This window comes from Micromonospora sp. NPDC048907, from assembly GCF_055586885.1.
In genome coordinates this window covers 151936-168694 of the sequence record NZ_JBVJHI010000002.1, presented here as the reverse complement: position 1 = coordinate 168694, position 16759 = coordinate 151936, and the positions used below count along the sequence as shown (strand labels likewise).

At 73.7% G+C, this 16759-nt stretch carries 16 protein-coding genes; 11 read left to right on the top strand and 5 right to left on the bottom strand.

Annotated elements, in window-relative coordinates; all coding sequences use genetic code 11:
* Nucleotides 1-241: 241 nt before the first annotated feature.
* From fabG to ACZ6PY_RS05900, 4 genes are all read left to right on the top strand, one after another.
* Nucleotides 242-946: a 3-oxoacyl-ACP reductase FabG gene (gene fabG, locus ACZ6PY_RS05915; protein WP_466069675.1), complete on the top strand. Its 705-nt coding sequence runs from the start codon at nucleotides 242-244 to the stop codon at nucleotides 944-946.
* A 23-nt stretch (nucleotides 947-969) separates the two neighbouring features.
* Nucleotides 970-1737 (top strand): enoyl-ACP reductase FabI, encoded by a 768-nt coding sequence (gene fabI / locus ACZ6PY_RS05910; RefSeq protein WP_466069673.1) that lies wholly within the window; start codon nucleotides 970-972, stop codon nucleotides 1735-1737.
* Nucleotides 1738-1801: 64 nt separating this feature from the next.
* On the top strand, nucleotides 1802-2833 hold the full coding sequence (locus ACZ6PY_RS05905; RefSeq protein WP_466069671.1) for a ferrochelatase: 1032 nt from the start codon (nucleotides 1802-1804) through the stop codon (nucleotides 2831-2833).
* 34 nt (nucleotides 2834-2867) lie between these two features.
* A complete protein-coding gene (locus ACZ6PY_RS05900) occupies nucleotides 2868-3647 on the top strand; it encodes an HAD-IIA family hydrolase (RefSeq protein ID WP_466069669.1) in 780 nt (259 codons plus the stop codon).
* Between the two features lie 7 nt (nucleotides 3648-3654).
* Here the strand turns inward: ACZ6PY_RS05900 and ACZ6PY_RS05895 are convergent, their stop codons facing one another.
* A complete protein-coding gene (locus ACZ6PY_RS05895; RefSeq protein ID WP_466069667.1) occupies nucleotides 3655-4449 on the bottom strand; it encodes a hypothetical protein in 795 nt (264 codons plus the stop codon).
* A gap of 161 nt (nucleotides 4450-4610) precedes the next feature.
* Here ACZ6PY_RS05895 and ACZ6PY_RS05890 point away from each other — a divergent pair, with 161 nt between their 5' ends.
* Entirely contained in the window at nucleotides 4611-5423 is an 813-nt protein-coding gene (locus ACZ6PY_RS05890) for a DUF3097 domain-containing protein (RefSeq protein ID WP_466069665.1), read from the top strand.
* 36 nt (nucleotides 5424-5459) lie between these two features.
* Here the strand turns inward: ACZ6PY_RS05890 and ACZ6PY_RS05885 are convergent, their stop codons facing one another.
* Nucleotides 5460-6773 (bottom strand): serine hydrolase domain-containing protein, encoded by a 1314-nt coding sequence (locus ACZ6PY_RS05885; protein ID WP_466069664.1) that lies wholly within the window; start codon nucleotides 6771-6773, stop codon nucleotides 5460-5462.
* Nucleotides 6774-6864: 91 nt separating this feature from the next.
* Here ACZ6PY_RS05885 and ACZ6PY_RS05880 point away from each other — a divergent pair, with 91 nt between their 5' ends.
* The 4 genes from ACZ6PY_RS05880 (at nucleotide 6865) to ACZ6PY_RS05865 (ending at nucleotide 11760) form a co-directional block, all read left to right on the top strand.
* Nucleotides 6865-7338, top strand: a complete 474-nt coding sequence (locus tag ACZ6PY_RS05880) for an NfeD family protein (protein ID WP_466069662.1) — start codon at nucleotides 6865-6867, stop codon at nucleotides 7336-7338.
* 4 nt (nucleotides 7339-7342) lie between these two features.
* On the top strand, nucleotides 7343-8449 hold the full coding sequence (locus tag ACZ6PY_RS05875; RefSeq protein WP_466069660.1) for an SPFH domain-containing protein: 1107 nt from the start codon (nucleotides 7343-7345) through the stop codon (nucleotides 8447-8449).
* A gap of 138 nt (nucleotides 8450-8587) precedes the next feature.
* On the top strand, nucleotides 8588-9385 hold the full coding sequence (locus ACZ6PY_RS05870; RefSeq protein ID WP_466069658.1) for a hypothetical protein: 798 nt from the start codon (nucleotides 8588-8590) through the stop codon (nucleotides 9383-9385).
* A 173-nt stretch (nucleotides 9386-9558) separates the two neighbouring features.
* Nucleotides 9559-11760: a transglycosylase domain-containing protein gene (locus ACZ6PY_RS05865; RefSeq protein WP_466069656.1), complete on the top strand. Its 2202-nt coding sequence runs from the start codon at nucleotides 9559-9561 to the stop codon at nucleotides 11758-11760.
* A gap of 18 nt (nucleotides 11761-11778) precedes the next feature.
* On the opposite strand, the gene ACZ6PY_RS05860 is transcribed toward ACZ6PY_RS05865, so the two are convergent.
* Nucleotides 11779-11982 (bottom strand): hypothetical protein, encoded by a 204-nt coding sequence (locus tag ACZ6PY_RS05860; RefSeq protein ID WP_466069654.1) that lies wholly within the window; start codon nucleotides 11980-11982, stop codon nucleotides 11779-11781.
* Between the two features lie 44 nt (nucleotides 11983-12026).
* Here ACZ6PY_RS05860 and ACZ6PY_RS05855 point away from each other — a divergent pair, with 44 nt between their 5' ends.
* Nucleotides 12027-12584: a dihydrofolate reductase family protein gene (locus ACZ6PY_RS05855; RefSeq protein WP_466069653.1), complete on the top strand. Its 558-nt coding sequence runs from the start codon at nucleotides 12027-12029 to the stop codon at nucleotides 12582-12584.
* A gap of 1 nt (nucleotide 12585) precedes the next feature.
* On the opposite strand, the gene ACZ6PY_RS05850 is transcribed toward ACZ6PY_RS05855, so the two are convergent.
* Nucleotides 12586-14424, bottom strand: coding sequence for a thiamine pyrophosphate-requiring protein (locus tag ACZ6PY_RS05850; protein ID WP_466069651.1), 1839 nt, complete (start codon nucleotides 14422-14424; stop codon nucleotides 12586-12588).
* 111 nt (nucleotides 14425-14535) lie between these two features.
* Here ACZ6PY_RS05850 and ACZ6PY_RS05845 point away from each other — a divergent pair, with 111 nt between their 5' ends.
* Entirely contained in the window at nucleotides 14536-15345 is an 810-nt protein-coding gene (locus ACZ6PY_RS05845) for a TrmH family RNA methyltransferase (protein ID WP_466069650.1), read from the top strand.
* 36 nt (nucleotides 15346-15381) lie between these two features.
* On the opposite strand, the gene ACZ6PY_RS05840 is transcribed toward ACZ6PY_RS05845, so the two are convergent.
* Nucleotides 15382-16656, bottom strand: a complete 1275-nt coding sequence (locus ACZ6PY_RS05840; protein ID WP_466069648.1) for a serine hydrolase domain-containing protein — start codon at nucleotides 16654-16656, stop codon at nucleotides 15382-15384.
* Nucleotides 16657-16759 lie beyond the last annotated feature (103 nt).

The window sequence follows — 16759 nt, the reverse complement described above, 5'->3', positions numbered from 1 at the left end:
ATCTCGCACAGCGATCACCTCCTGCGGTCGGCGGGGCTCGACGGTGCGGGCGATCCACTGCCCGCAAACGTCGATCATCGTACACCCGGGGCACCGGCGGCACGCACTCGGCCGACCGGTCAACGCGCTCCCCCGACCGGCCGCCGGACCGGCCGCCGACCTGGCACGGGTTAGCGCTTACCCCCCGGTAACCCCTAGGCTCGCCAGCGATTGGGAGATCAGCTGAGCAGAGGGGGAACCCGTGGCCCGTACCGTGCTGGTGACCGGCGGAAACCGGGGAATCGGCTTGGCCATCGCGCAGGCCTTCGCCAAGCAGGGCGACCGGGTGGCGGTGACCCACCGCGGCGGCGAGGCCCCGGCGGGGCTGTTCGGCGTGAAGTGTGACGTGACCGACGCCGAGGCGGTGGAGGCGGCGTTCGCCGCCGTCGAGGCCGAACTCGGCCCGGTCGAGGTGCTGGTGGCCAACGCCGGCATCACCGACGACACGCTGCTCCTGCGCATGTCCGAGGAACAGTTCACCCGGGTGCTCGACACCAACCTGACCGGCGCGTTCCGGGTCGCCAAGCGGGCCTCGACGAAGATGCTCCGGGCCCGGTGGGGCCGGATGATCTTCATCTCCTCGGTCGTCGGCCTCGCCGGCGGCGCGGGGCAGGTCAACTACGCGGCCAGCAAGGCCGGCCTGGTCGGCGTGGCCCGGTCGATCACCCGCGAGCTGGGCAGCCGCAACATCACGGCGAACGTGGTGGCGCCCGGCTTCATCGACACCGACATGACCGCCGGCCTCCCCGAGGAGCGCAAGGCGGAGATCCGCAAGTCGATCCCGGCGGGCCGGATGGCCAGCCCGGAGGAGGTCGCGGCGGCCGTCACCTGGCTCGCCTCGGACGCGGCCGCGTACATCTCCGGCGCCGTCATCCCGGTCGACGGCGGCCTGGGCATGGGTCACTGAGAACGTACGGAGGGAACTGCACAATGTCCGGACTCCTGGCCGGTAAGCGGCTGCTGGTCACCGGCGTCATCACCGACGCCTCGATCGCCTTCTCGGTGGCGAAGCTCGCCCAGGAGAACGGCGCGCAGGTCGTGCTCACCGGCTACGGCCGGCTCTCCCTGGTCGAGCGGATCGCCAAGCGGCTGCCCGAACCCGCGCCGGTGATCGAGCTGGACGTCACCAGCACCGAGCACCTGGCCGGCCTGGCCGACCGGGTGCGCGAGCACGTCGACGGCCTCGACGGGGTGGTGCACTCGATCGGCTTCGCCCCGCAGAGCTGCCTCGGCGGCGGCTTCCTCGACGCGCCGTGGGAGGACGTGGCGACCGCGCTCCACGTCTCCACCTACTCGTACAAGTCCCTGGCCATGGCGGCGCTGCCGCTCATGTCGGCGGGCGGCGCCGTGGTGGGCCTCACCTTCGACGCCAGCAAGGCGTGGCCGGTCTACGACTGGATGGGCGTGGCCAAGGCCGGGCTGGAGTCCGCCTCCCGCTACCTGGCCCTGCACCTGGGCAAGCAGGGCATCCGCAGCAACCTGGTCGCCGCCGGTCCGTTGCGCACCATCGCCGCCAAGTCGATCCCCGGCTTCGACCAGTTCGAGGACGCCTGGGCCGAGCGCGCCCCGCTGGGCTGGGACCTCACCGACCAGGAGCCGGCCGCCCGGGCCTGCCTGGCGCTGCTGTCCGACTGGTTCCCGGCCACCACCGGCGAGATCGTCCACGTCGACGGCGGTTACCACGCGATCGGCTCCTGAGACCCGGACCGCACGTCCCGGGGTAGCCGCCGGACCGTCCCGGCCGTCGGGGGAGAATGGGGCCATGGCGTACGACGCGTTGGTGCTGGTCTCCTTCGGCGGCCCGGAGCGGCCCGAGGACGTGCTGCCCTTCCTGCAGAACGTGACCCGGGGGCGGGGCGTGCCGCCCGAACGGCTCGCCGAGGTCGCCGAGCACTACCTGCACTTCGGCGGGGTGTCCCCGATCAACCAGCAGTGCCGCGACCTGCTCGCGGCGATCCGCGAGGACTTCGCCGCCAACGGCGTCGACCTGCCGGTCTACTGGGGCAACCGCAACTGGGACCCGATGCTCGCCGACACGGTGGCGCAGATGCGCGACGACGGCGTCCAGCGAGCCCTGGCCTTCGTCACCAGCGCCTACGGCGGCTACTCGTCCTGCCGGCAGTACCAGGAGGACATCGCCGCGGCCCGGGCCGCGGTCGGCCCGGACGCCCCGCTCATCGAGAAGCTGCGCCAGTTCTGGGACCATCCGGGCTTCGTCGAGCCGCACGCCGACGCGGTGCGGGCCGCGCTCGCGCAGCTCGACCCCGCCCGGCGGGACAGCACCCGGCTCGTGTTCACCGCGCACTCGGTGCCGGTGTCGGCGGCCGCCACCGCCGGCCCGCACGGGGGCCGGTACACCGCCCAGCTCGCCGAGACCGCCCGGCTGGTGCACGCCGCCGCCGCGCCCGACCTGCCGTACGACCTGGTCTGGCAGAGCCGCTCCGGGCCGCCGCAGGTGCCGTGGCTGGAGCCGGACATCAACGACCACCTGGCCGCGCTGGCCGGCGAGGGCGTCACCGGCGTGGTGGTCAGCCCGATCGGGTTCGTCTCCGACCACCTCGAGGTGGTCTGGGACCTGGACACCGAGGCCCTCGACACGGCCAAGCAGCTCGGCCTGGACTTCGTCCGCGCCGGCACGCCGGGCACCGACCCGCGGTTCGTGGCGATGGTCCGCGAGCTGGTGCGGGAACGGAACGCCCCGGACGGCCAGCGGTACTTCCGCCGCCTCGGCGAACTGCCCACCTGGGACACCTGCCCGGCGCTGTGCTGCGTGCCTCCCTCCCGCCGGCCCTGAGCCCGGCCACCTTCGACAACCGTGGGGACGACACATGCATGACCGCAAGCCGGTGCAGAGCTGGCTCACCGACATGGACGGCGTGCTGGTGCACGAGGGCCAGCCGGTGCCCGGCGCGCCCGAGTTCGTCAAGAAGCTGCGCGCCTCCGGCAAGCCGTTCCTGGTGCTCACCAACAACTCCATCTACACGCCGCGGGACCTGCGGGCCCGGCTGGCCCGGATGGGGCTGGACGTGCCGGAGGAGGCGATCTGGTCGTCCGCGCTGGCCACCGCCCAGTTCCTGGCCGACCAGCGGCCGGGCGGCACCGCGTACGTGATCGGCGAGGCCGGTCTCACCACGGCCCTGCACGCGGTGGGCTACGTGCTCAGCGACTTCGCCCCCGACTACGTGGTGCTGGGGGAGACCCGCACCTACAGCTTCGAGGCGATCACCAAGGCGATCCGGCTGATCAACGACGGGGCCCGCTTCATCTGCACCAACCCCGACGCGACCGGCCCGTCGGTGGAGGGCGCGCTGCCGGCCGCCGGCTCGGTGGCTGCGATGATCTCCAAGGCGACCGGGGTGGAGCCGTACTTCGTCGGCAAGCCGAACCCGATGATGATGCGCTCGGCGTTGAACACCATCGACGCGCACTCCGAGTCGACCGCCATGATCGGCGACCGGATGGACACCGACATCCTCTGCGGCCTGGAGGCCGGGCTGGAGACGATCCTGGTGCTCACCGGGATCAGCAGCCGGGCCGAGGCCGAGCGCTACCCCTACCGGCCGTCCCGGGTCGTCGGCTCGGTGGCCGACCTGATCGACGAGGTCTGAGCCCGGCTCAGGGGCGCAGCGGGGCGTTGCAGGCGGCCACCAGTGCCTGCCGGCAGGCGGTGGTCAACGGCCGTAGCGCCGCGTCCCGCTGCTGCGCCTCGAAGGTGTTCACGGCCCCGCCCGGGGCGCTCTCCCCGGCCAGAGCCAGCACCCGGTCCAGCACGGCCGCGCGGGCGAACAGCCGGCGGGACCGCGGGTCGAAGCCGGGCGGCAGGTCGGTCCCGCCGTCCGGGCGGCGCAACGCGGCGAGCGCGCCGGCCAGCTCCGGCCGCCACTGGGCCACGTCGAGCCGGGTCAGCGCGGCGGTCGTCTCGGCCAGCGCCGCGGCCAGTTCCGCCTCCGCCTCGGCCGCGCCGGGCGTGATGAGGGACGCCTTCGGCGCGTCGGCCGGCAGCGGATAGACCCGCCACAGCACCGTCTCCCAGGTCATCCCCGAGCCCGAGGTGTGCGTGCGGACCTCCGGGACGAACCCGAGCCCGCTGGCCACCACGGCCTCGCCGGCCAGCAGCGCCGCCCCCGCGAAGTCACCGGGGCCGGGCAGCCCGCGCGGGTCGCCCGGCGCGGGCAGCACCAGGCGGATCTCGTCCGGGGAGAGCTTGGACAGGCTGGGCAGCGCCTCCCGCAGGGACACGTCGGTCCAGGTGCCGGGGGCGTCGGCGACCAGGTGCTCCTCGTCGCCGGCGATCTCGTCGGCGACCTCGTCGAAGGGCACCAGGCCGGCGCGCCAGGCGCGTACCCAGGCGACGAACCGGCTCGACCGGCGCGGAGCCAGCGTGGCCGCGCCCGTTGCGGGGGAGGACATGCCGAAAGGGTACGTGCTCGCCGCCGTCGCTGTCTCGGCTGCCGCTCCGGCGGCGTGACCTGCCCCCAACTACCCCCTTCGCCCCTTTCTGTGCCGCCGGTGGGGCACCTGGTCGGCGCGTCGCCGGGCGACGCGCCGGGCCGGTGGCTAGCGTGATCCACATGGCGGGGCGATACGACGGCGACGTGCTGGCGGGCGACTGGCGGCGGCGGAAGGTGATCCCGGAGGTCGACGCGGAACCGGACCTGGTGGTCGAGGACGCCGACTCCGGCTTCTGCGGCGCGGTGGTCGGGTTCGAGTCCGGCGCGGTGGTGCTGGAGGACCGGCACGGCCGCCGGCGGAACTTCCCGCTGCTGCCCGCCGCGTTCCTGCTCGACGGCCGGCCGGTCACCCTGCGCCGCCCGGCCCGCGCCCCGGTGCCCGCCGCCCGGCGGCGCACCGCCTCGGGCTCGATCGCGGTCGACAACGTCCGGGCGCAGGTCGCCAAGGCCAGCCGGATCTGGGTCGAGGGCGTGCACGACGCGGCGCTGGTCGAGCGGATCTGGGGCGACGACCTGCGGATCGAGGGCGTCGTGGTGGAACCCCTCGACGGCATCGACGAACTCGCCGCCGAGGTGCGCGCCTTCGACCCCGGCCCGGGTCGCCGGCTCGGTGTGCTTGTCGACCACCTGGTGCCCGGCTCGAAGGAGAGCCGGATAGTCGCGCGGGTCACCTCGCCGCACGTGCTGGTCACCGGGCACCCCTACGTGGACGTGTGGCAGGCGGTGAAGCCCCGGGCGCTCGGCATCCCGGCGTGGCCCGTGGTGCCGCCGGGGCGGCCCTGGAAGGAGGGCGTCTGCGCGGCGCTCGGCGTGGCCGAGCCGGCGGACATGTGGCGGCACATCCTGTCCCGGGTGGACAGTTTCGCCGACGTGGAGACGCCGCTGATCAACGCGATGGAGCGGTTGATCGACTTCGTCACGTCGCCCGAGTAGCGGTCGCCGCGGCCGGTCGCGCGTGGGCCGCGTCGGTCACGGTTCCTGGTCGGGGGTTCGCGTGAAGACGAAGGTGGCGATGTCCAGGGCCACCGGGTCGCCGCTGTCGTTGCGGAGGACGGTGAGGAGCTCGCCGTCCTGGGAGCCGGACCGGCCGCGCCAGCGGTCGGGGGCCTCCGGGGTGAAGCGGAGCAGCGGGCGACCGACCGGGCCGCCCACGAGGTCGCCGGCCGGGTCGATGCGGAACTCGTACTCGTTGCCCATCCACCACCAGCGGCCGGTCAGCTCCACCAGGTCGGCGGCCGGCGCAGCGGCCGGGCGCCACGGGGCGGGCGCGGCCGGCTCGGCGTCCAGCACCAGGGTGAGGACGTCGCGGGCCAGGCCGACGACGTGGTGGCCGGCGCGCAGGCCGTACGAGTTGGCGAAGTCGACCACGGCGGTGCGGGTGGGGCGGTGCACGGCCAGGCCGGCCACGTAGCCGGGCATCGAGCCGCCGTGGCCCACGTACACGCGGTCGCCGACCCGGTAGAGCTCCACCCCCAGCCCGTGCCCGCCGGTCCAGGCGTCCAGGTCGCTGATCACGACCGGCGCGCACATCTCGGTGAGCGTCGCCGGGGCGAGCAGGTCCGGGGCCGGATCGGCCAGGAAGGCGGCCCAGCGGGCCAGGTCCTCGACGGTCGACCAGAGCTGGCCGGCCGGCGCCATCGCCCCGGTGTCGGTGCGGGGCTCCTCCCGCAGCGTGTCGTGCCAGGGGTGGACCACGTAGCCGCGGGCGTACGGCTCGGTCGGGTGGTAGGTGGTGCGGCGCATGCCCAGCGGTTCGAACAGCCGCTCGCGCAGCAGGTCGGCCCAAGGGGTGCCGGTGAGCCGCTCCAGCACCCCGCCGAGCAGCCCGTACGCCAGGTTCGAGTAGTGGTAGACGCGGTGCGGCGGGTGGGCGATCTTCGCCGGGGTGAGCCCGGCGAGCAGGGTCGCCAGGTCGGTGCCCGCGGTCCGCTCCCACCACTGCCCGTCCGGCTCCCGCTGGAGGCCGCTGGCGTGCCCGAGCAGTTGGCGCACGGTGAGCGCGCCGACCGGGGTGCCGGGCAGGTGCCGGTCCAGCGGGTCGTCCAGGTCCAGCCGGCCGGCGTCGCGCTGCTGCAGCACCAGCACGGCGGTCATGGTCTTGCTGATCGAGCCGATCCGGTACTGGAGGTCCGCGTCGGGGCGGGGCTGCTCGCCGGCGAGCGCGACGTGCGCCAGGGCGCCGTCCCGGACCACGCCGAGGGCGAGCGAGGGCCCGCGCCCCTCCGACTGGGCCCGCGCGACCAGCAGGTCGACCTGTCGGGCGGTCTCGGGCAGCAGGGCCATGGGATCCTCCTCGGCGGTCGTCGGCGCGCTGCCGAGCTTAGGTGATCATGCGGGGTCGTTGTGGTGTGCGTCGGCGTGTCACGATCTAAGGGTGGACGCCGTGTTCTGGATCGTGCTGGGTGTGCTGCTGGCGGTCGCCGAGATCTTCACGACGACCCTCTTCCTGATCATGTTCGCGGCCGGGGCCTTCGCCGCCGCGGGGGCCGCCGCGCTGGGCGCGCCCGTCGCGCTCCAGGCGCTGGTCTTCGCGGTGGTCTCCGCGCTGTCGGTGGCCCTGGTCCGGCCGGTCATCAAGCGGCACGCCATGCCGGCGCTGGAGAGCGGCGACCAGCCGTTCGGGGTCGAGGCGATCGAGGGGTCCAGCGCGGTGGTGCTGGAGCCGGTCGACGCCGAGCGGGGCCTTGTCAAGATCGACGGTGAGCTGTGGACTGCCCGGGCGTACGACGCGACGCGCAGCTACGCGGCGGGCGAGCGGGTGCAGGTGATAAAGGTCCGGGGCGCGACCGCCCTGGTCTGGCAGGACGAGATTTCCACCCCGGGCGGAATGCCCGAAGGGAAAAGGTGAAGATATGGAGTTTGCAGCGATCCTGTTGATCGCCGTCGCCGTGATCGTCGTGGTGACGCTGGTGAAGGCGGTGCGGATCGTGCCGCAGCAGCGCCAGGACGTGGTGGAGCGGCTGGGCAAGTACAAGCGGACCTTGAACCCGGGGCTCAACCTGCTGGTGCCGTACATCGACGCGGTGCGCACCAAGGTCGACATGCGCGAGCAGGTGGTCAGCTTCCCGCCGCAGCCGGTGATCACCTCGGACAACCTCGTCGTCTCGATCGACACGGTGCTCTACTTCAAGGTGGTCGACTCGGTCCGCGCCACCTACGAGATCTCCAACTTCCTCCAGGCCATCGAACAGCTCACCGTCACCACCCTGCGTAACGTGATCGGCTCGCTGGACCTGGAGCGGGCGCTGACCAGTCGCGAGGAGATCAACCGGCACCTCTCCGGGGTGCTGGACGAGACCACCGGCCGGTGGGGCATCAAGGTGACCCGGGTCGAGATCAAGGCGATCGAGCCGCCGCCGAGCATCCGCGACTCGATGGAGAAGCAGATGCGCGCCGAGCGGGACCGCCGCGCCGCCATCCTGAACGCCGAGGGTCACAAGCAGTCGCAGATCCTCACGGCCGAGGGTGAGAAGCAGGCTGCCGTGCTGCGCGCCGACGGTGACCGGCAGGCCCGGATCCTCCAGGCGGAGGGCCAGGCCAAGGCGATCCGGACGGTCTTCGACGCGATCCACCAGGCCAACCCGAGCCAGAAGGTGCTCGCCTACCAGTACCTCCAGGCCCTGCCGCAGATCGCCAACGGCACGGCCAACAAGGTCTGGATCGTCCCGACCGAGCTGACCAAGGCCCTGGAGGGCATGGGCGGCGCGCTCGGCGGGCTGGCCAACATGGTCGGCGACGTCCCGTCGCCGGAGGCCACCAAGAGCGCCAGCGAGGTGGAGCGCGAGGCCGCCGAGGCCGCGCACGCCGCCGCCACGGCGGCCCAGGAGATCCACGACGAGGTACGCGTCGCCGAGGCTCAGGCCACCGGCGGCAACGCCCCGCAGGGGCTCCCGGCGCCCGAGCCGGTCTCCCCGCAGAGCCTGCTCGACGACCCGTCGGATCAGCGCGAACGGGGCTGACGGAGGGCCGCCGGCAAATCCGAGAATCCCTCATGCGGCGCCCCGGCGCCTGCCACCATCGGTCTGAGGACGGGTGGTGACCAGGACCGGGGCGCCGTTGCGCGTCCCGCGCCGCCCGCACAGTGAGCGAGGTGGCGCATGAAGGATCCGGCGAACCGGCTGTTCTCCAGGACTCCCGTCCCGGGCGCGCACGATCCGGCCGGGCCGCTCGGCAGCCGGCGTACCGGGGGCGGGTTCGGGGTGCTGCCGTTCGTCTCCGAGCCCGGGCCGGCCGCCCCCGCCACCGACGCGAGCTGGGCGTGGTCGATCCGCCGGTTCGCGCGCGCGGCGGTCTGGCTGCTGCCCGCGTACGCGGTCCTCTACGGCCTGGTGGCGATGGCCAGCGACGGCGGGGTGGGCAACGACCCGTACCCGGCGGACGGCCAGCCGCTCTACCTCGTGGGCTGGGTGGCCGCGGTCTGGCTCGGCCTGCTCGCCCTGCTGGCGCTCGCCGGCCTGCTCGCCGCCACCCGATGCCGGCGGATCGCCCTCGTCGGGCTGCTGGCCAGCATCGGCGGGATGGTCCTGATGCTGCCCTTCGCCGGGCTGGCCGAGCAGGCGCCGGTCTTCGGCACCACCGCGCGCACCCTGGTCCTGGTGGGCGCCACCTTCTACAGCCTGGGCTGGTTCCTCACCGGCTGGTCGGTCGCCCGCTCCGGGATGTTCTCGTACGGCGACGGCGTCATGCTGATGATCGCCGCCCCGCTGCTCGGCCTGGGCGGTGCGCTGATCGGCTCGCTGCAGACCTTCGGCGCGATCTTCGTGCTGATCGCCGGGATCGGCATCGGCTACCGTTCCGGCCGCCTCGTCCCGGCCACGATCGCCCGCGACACCGTCGCGGCCAGCGTCGCGGCCACCCCCGCCCCACCTCCCAACGGCCCCCTGGCCGCCGGCTGAGGGGCCCACCGCCCAGCGCGGTCGATCATGAGGTTGGCGGCACTCAAGGAGATCCACATCGCCGTCAACCTCATGATCAGCGGGTCACGGCGAGCTGGGAGGAAGCCGTGAGGTAACTGACAGTTGCCTGGCGGGGTGGCCGGTTGGTGGCATTCGCGGCAATCCTGGTGTCCATGCCGTCTCCCCGGTCGCCGCTGTCGCGGCTCTTCACCGTGCTCCTCGCCGGCGTGCTCGCCGGGCTCGTCCTCGCGGTCGCCGCACTTCCCGGCGGGCTGCTCGGCGGGCTCGCGGCCCAGGCCGGCCTGGGCGCGTACGCGGAGCTGCCCGACGCGCTGCGCACCCCCGCGCAGCCGCAGCGCTCCTACCTCTACGCCAACGACGGCAAGACCCTGATCACCACGTTCTACGACGTCAACCGCAGCGACGTCCCCCTCGCCGAGATCGCCCCGGTGATGCGGCAGGCGATCATCGCCGCCGAGGACCGCCGCTTCTACTCGCACGGCGGCGCCGACCTGCGCGGCATCGCCCGCGCCCTGGTGGCCAACGTCAAGGGCGGCGGCACCGAGCAGGGCGGCTCGACGCTCACCATGCAGTACGTCCGGAACGTGCTCAAGACCGACCCGACCCGCACCGCCGAGGAGCGGCAGGCCGCCACCGAGCAGACCGTCGGGCGCAAGCTCCAGGAGATCCGGTACGCGAACGCGCTGGAGAAGACGCTCAGCAAGGACGAGATCCTCAACCGCTACCTCAACATCGCGTACTTCGGCTCCGGCGCGTACGGCGTCGCGGCGGCCAGCCAGCGCTACTTCGGCAAGGCCCCGGCCGACCTGACCCTGGGCGAGGCGGCGCTGCTCGCCGGCCTGGTCCAGTCGCCCGACGAGTACAGCCCGATCGACGGCGACAAGGAGCAGGCGCTCGCCCGGCGGGGCTACGTCCTCGACTCGATGGCCGAGACCGGCGCGATCACCGCGCAGCAGGCCGCCGCGGCCCAGGCCGAGCCGCTGACCCTGCACCCGACCGCCCAGCCCAACGGCTGCACCGCGACCGCCGCGGGCCACGACGACTGGGGTTTCTTCTGCGACTACCTGCGCCAGTGGTGGCTCGCCCAGCCGGCCTTCGGGAACACCGTCAAGGAGCGCGAGCAGGCGCTGCGCCGGGGCGGCTACCGCGTGGTCACCACGCTCGACCCGAAGATCCAGCAGACCGCCCAGAAGCAGGCCACCGCCGTCTACGGCTACGGCAACAAGCGCGCCCTGCCGATCGCCGCGGTGGAGCCGGGCACCGGCCGGGTGCTCGCCATGGCGGTCAACCGGCACTACAGCCTCGCCGACAACCCGGCCGGGCAGGCCAACCACCCGAACACCGTCAACCCGCTGATCTCCGGCGGCGCCAGCGTCGACGGCTACCAGGCCGGCTCGACGTTCAAGCTGTTCACCATGCTCGCCGCCCTGGAGGCCGGCAAGCCGCTGGCCACCGGCTTCGACGCCCCGGCCAAGCTGCCCACCCGGTACGCATCCGACGCCGAGGGCAACTGCGCCGGCACGTGGTGCCCGGCCAACGCCAACCCCGAGTGGATGGACGGCTACCGGATGATGTGGGACGGCTTCGGCCGCTCCGTGAACACCTACTTCGTCTGGCTGGCCGAGCAGGTCGGCGAGGACAAGGTGGTGGAGATGGCGCAGCGGCTCGGCATCACCTTCCGGGCCGACTCCGACGCCGCCTTCGCCAAGGACGACGCGGAGAACTGGGGCGCGTTCACCCTGGGCGTCGCCGCCACGACTCCGCTCGACCTGGCCAACGCGTACGCCACGGTGGCCGCCGAGGGCACCTACTGCACCCCGCTGCCGGTGGTCTCGGTGACCGCGGCCGACGGCGAGAAGGTCGACGTCGGCCAGCCGTCCTGCCGGAGAGTCCTCGACGCCGACGTGGCCCGCGCGGCCACCGACGCGGCCCGGTGCCCGGTCGGCCAGCAGTCGGCGTACGGGCAGTGCAACGGCGGCACCGCCACCTCGGTGAACGGGATCGTCGACCGCCCGGTGGCCGGCAAGACGGGTAGCTCCGAGCAGAACGCCACCGAGACGTTCGTGGGGTTCACCCCGCAGGTGGCCGTGGCCGGCATCGCGGCCAACCCGGACGACGCCACCGACCTGGTCGGGTCGGCCGTGCAGGCCAGGGTCATCGACGCGGTCGCCCGGGTGATCCGGACCGCGGTGGACGGCAAGCCGGTCAAGGACTTCACCGCGCCGAGCCGCGAGCTGGCCGGGGACCCGCAGCGCCCGCAGCCGCGTCCCACCCCGCGTCCCGAGCGGCGCGACCAGGACCGCGACCTGCCGTCGGACCTGCTCCGCTGGCTCCAGGGCCGCGACCGCGGCTGACCGGGAAGGAGGGGCCCCCTACGGCCGGGGGCCCCGGCCGACCCCGGCGGCGGCAAGGAGCGGCGCGACCGCGTGGTCCAGCGCCGTGGCCACCTCGTCGGGGGTGGCGTAGCCGTCGAGGAGCACGAACGTCGGGAAGTCGGGCAGCCAGCCGCCCCCGGCAACTTTCCCCGAAAAAGTTCTCCGCCACCGGTCGGATCCGGCCGGCCGGCTCCGACCCACGGGTGAAGCGCGCCCGCCGGGCGCCACCGGGAGCGGAGGACACCATGCGCAAGCTCGTCTACTGGGTGCACCAGTCGGTCGACGGATTCATCGAGGGGCCGAACGGGGAGTTCGACTGGCCGGCCATGGGGCCGGAGCTGTCGGCGTACTCCTTCGAGCTGACCGACCGGGCCGACGCCTTCCTCTACGGCCGCAGGGTGTGGGAGTTGATGTCCTGGTACTGGCCCCGCGCCGAGCAGATCTCCCAGGACCCGCACGACCTGCGGTTCGCCCCGGTCTGGGCCCGCACCCCGAAGATCGTCATCTCGCGGACGCTGGAGAGCGCCGAGTACGGCGCCCGGGTGATCGGCCGCGACCTGGCCGCCGAGGTCGCCGAGCTGAAGGCGCAGCCGGGTGCGGACCTGCTGCTCACCGGCGGGGCCGGCGCGGCGGCGGCCTTGACCGAGCTGGGCCTGGTCGACGAGTACCAGGTGGTGGTGCACCCGGTCGTGCTGGGCGGGGGCAGCCCCGTCTTCCCCGGCAAGGAGCGCCTCGACCTGCGGCTGACCGGCACCCGGGGCTTCGACGGCCGGTCGGTGCTGCTGCGCTACGAGCGGGCGTGACTCACCGCCCCCGGCGGCGGGGACGGTACGTGGCGAGGACCGAGGGCAGGCCGCGCCGGATGATCTCCGTCCGGTCGCTGTCCCCGCGCAGCACCGCGGCGGCCGTCTTGCGGGCCTGCTCGGCGGTGAAGTGCGGGGGCAGCATCAGCTCCGCCGGGTCGACGACCGCGTTGACCACCACCGGCCGGTCGGCGCTCAGCGCCCGCTGCCACAGGTCGGGCACCTGGTCGGGGGAGTCGACAAGCATGCCGTCGAGGCCCAGCACCTCGGCCCACCTGTGGTACGCCACGTCCGGCAGGTCCTGGCTCGCCGGGAACATCGGCGTCCCCTCGCCGGAGCGCTGCTCCCAGCTCACGAACGACAGGTCGCGGTTGTTGAGCACCAGCACCACGAACCGCGGGTCCGCCCACTCCCGCCAGTACTTCGCCACGGTGATCAGCTCGTTGACCCCGTTCATCTGCATGGCGCCGTCGCCGATCAGCGCGACCAGCGGGCGGTCCGGGTGGGCGAACTTCGCGCTGATGGCGTACGGCATCGCGCCACCCATCGAGAGCAGGGTGCCGGAGAGGCTGGCCAGCATGCCGGGTCGGACCCGGATGTGCCGGGCGTACCAGGCGGTCGCCGTGCCGCAGTCCACCGCCAGCATGGCGTCGTCCGGCAGGGCGTCGTCCAGGGTCGCGAAGAGCAGCTGGGGGTTCACCGGGTTGGCCGCCTGCTCGGCGACCTCCCGCTGGGACTGCCGCCACTTCGCGGTGGCGTCGGCCAGGGTGGCCCGCCAGGCGGTCGGCACCGGCCCGGTGCCCAGTTCCCGCAGCAGCGCCCGCAGGGTCGGCGCGGCGTCCCCGGTCAGGTTCACCTCGGTCGGGTAGCGCAGCCCCATCCGGCTGCCGTCCAGGTCGATCTGCACGGCCCGGGCCGTGCCCTGCGGCGGATAGAACTCCGAGTACGGCATGTTGCTGCCCACGATCAGCAGCCGGTCGCACTCCTGCATGAGCTGCCAGCTCGGGCGGCTGCCCAGCAGGCCGATCGCGCCGGTCACCCACGGCTCCCGGTGGTCGACGGCGGCGAAGCCGAGCAGGGCGGTGGCCACCCCGGCGCCGAGCCGGTCGGCGACCCGGCGGACCTCGTCCTCCGCGCCGAGGGCACCCTGCCCGACCAGCATGGCGACCTTCTCGCCGCCGCGCAGCACCTCGGCCGCCCGGCGCACCTCCTCCGCCGGCGGCACGGTCGGCATGCTGCTGGGCACCGCGCTGGTGTGGTAGTAGCCGTGCGCGTGCGGCGGCTCCGGCACCGCCGGCTCGTCCTGCACGTCGGAGGGGAGCACCAGGGCGGTGACCGTGCGCCGGGCCAGGGCGGTCCGGCAGGCCCGGTCGACCAGGTGCCGCGCCTGCGACGGGTCGTCGAGCTGGGCCAGGAAGGCCGACGCCACGTCCTTGTAGAGGGCGAGCAGGTCGACCTCCTGGTAGTACCCGCCGCCCTCGGCGGGCAGTGCCGTGTGCCCGAGCAGGGCCACCACCGGCTGGTGGTCGAGCTTGGCGTCGTACAGGCCGTTGAGCACGTGGATCGCCCCGGGGCCGCTGGTCACCACCACGCACCCGAGCGGACCGCCGCCGTACTTGACGTGGGCGCTGGCCGCGAAGCCGGCCGTCTCCTCGTGCCGCACCTGGATGAACTCGGCCCGCCCGGCGGCGCGTTGCAGCGCCGAGGTCATGCCGTTGATGCCGTCTCCGGGGTAGCCGTAGTAGCGGTGCACGCCCCACTCGGCCAGCCGGGCCACGATGTAGTCGGCGACCGTGGCGTCCCGGGGCAACCGGCCGTCGCCGGTGGGGTCCGCGCTCATCGTGGTGATCCCTTCGTCGCTGTCCGCTTTCCCCGGGCTCCGTTCCCCGCCCGGGGCGGTGGAAACCCGGGCCGTGCCGGACCGACCGGGCGGACCAGGCAGAATCGTCCGGTGCCCGTCCACGAGATCACCGACCCCGACGACGACCGGATCGCCGACTACCGCGCGCTGACCGACGTGGAGCTGCGCACCCGCTGGGAGCCCCCGCACGGGCTGTTCATCGCCGAGGGGGAGCTGGTGCTGCGGCGGGCGCTGCGGGCCGGCTACCCGGCCCGGTCGTACCTGGTCGACGCCAAGCGGGTGGACCAGCTCGCCGACCTGGACACGGGCGACACCCCCGTCTACGCGGCCACCCAGGAGGTGCTGCAGCGGGCCACCGGTTTCCACGTGCACCGGGGCGTGCTCGCCTCGTTCCGCCGCAGGCCGCTGCCGGCCGCCGCCGAGGTGCTGGCCACCGCCCGCCGGGTGGTGATCCTGGAGGACGTCAACAACCACACCAACCTGGGCGCGATCTTCCGGGCCGTGGCGGCGCTCGGGGTGGACGCCGTGCTGCTCTCGCCGACCTGCGCCGACCCGCTCTACCGGCGCAGCGTCCGGGTCAGCATGGGCGAGGTCTTCGCTATCCCGTACGCGAAGCTGGAGCCCTGGCCGGACGCGCTCGACCAGGTCCGGGCGGCGGGTTTCACGGTGCTGGCCATGACGCCCGCCCCGGACGCGGTGCCGATCCAGCGGCTGGACGCCGGCCAGCGGGCCCGCGCGGCCCTGCTCATGGGGGCCGAGGGCGCCGGCCTGACCGGGGCCGCCATGGCCGCCAGCGACGTCCGGGTGGTGATCCCGATGCGGCGCGGGGTGGACTCGCTCAACGTGGCCGCCGCCACCGCGGTGGCCTGCTGGGAGCTGGGCCGCGACGACCCGCTGTGACCGCCGGGGGCGGCCCGTGCCGCCCCCGGCGCCCGGTCAGGCGAAGTACGTCGACCAGAGGTTGTGGGTCGGCCAGCTGCTCACCGCCCGGGAGGCGGTCCAGAGCGCCGAGTCGATCGGGGCGTAGCTCAGCCCGGACTCGTCGTCGCGCTGGTTGAACACCGCCGCCCAGCTCATCCCCTGGTAGGTGCGCACCAGGATGCTGTACGTCCCGGCGAAGCTGCCGGTGTGCCACGTGTTGCGGCCGGTGCCGCCGGTGACCGGGCGGACCGCCCAGCCGAGGCCGTAGTACCAGCCGTCGGCGTTGACCCCGGTCGGGTTGGGCACCGCGAACACCCGGCCGATGGAGGTGCTGTTCAGGACGGGGCTGCCGGTGTCGAACGCGGTCGCCCAGCGGACCAGGTCGACCGCCGAGGCGAGCCAGCCGCCGTTGGCGTCGTGGATGCGCATGCTGAACGTGCCGTACGGGGCGTCGACCACGGCGCCGGAGTTGTCCAGCACGGTGGGGCCCGTGTACTGCGACCGGTAGCCGACCTCGCCGGGGTGCCGGCTGACCGTCCAGCCCAGCCCCATCCGGGTGATGCCGAGCGGCGCGAGCAGCTTCTGCTTCACGTACGTCTCGTAGGGCAGGCCGCTGACCTTCTCGACGATCCGGCCGGCCAGCAGGTACCCGTAGTTGCTGTAGGACACGGTCGAGCCGGGGTCGTGCATCAGCGGCTGGCCGGACATGAACCGGATGACGTCGGCGTGGGTCAGCTCCATCGGCACGCCCAGCGCGTCGGCGATGATCCGGTCCTTGAACACCGGGTCGAACGCGGTGAGGTCCCGGTCCCAGCCGCCGGTGTGCTGGAGCAGCCGCCACAGCGTGACCTTGGCGAGCCGGGGGTCGGCGGTCTGCCCGGCGGGCGGGGTCAGGTCGAGGAACTTGGTGATCGGGTCACCGAGGCTGAGCTTGCCGTCCTGGGCCAGCCGGACCAGCGCCGCCGCGGTCAGCGACTTGGAGAGGCTGGCCACCCGGAACAGCGAGGTGGGCTGGATGAGCATCGGCGAGTTGTTGCCGTAGCCCCGGGCCAGCACGAGCCGGCCCTGGTAGGTCACCGCGAGCTGGCCGGCGTCGATGTGCCGGGCCTGCATGAAGCTCTTCATCGTGTCGTCGAACGCGCTCAGCGCGCTCACCGCGGTGCCGGTGGTCGTCCAGGTGTCCACCGCGGCCGCTGCCGGCGCCGTCACCGCGCCCGCGCCGAGCGCCCCCGCCCCCGCGGCGGTGACCAGTTTCGCGAACGCCCGCCGGCTGACCGTCGTCCCGTCCATGCCTCCCCTTCCGATTGATCACGATCATCGGCACGCTACTGGAGGCGATCGAGGAGCGGGGGGCCGCCCGGCACCCTCGGAATCGGCGGTGACGCAGGGTAGC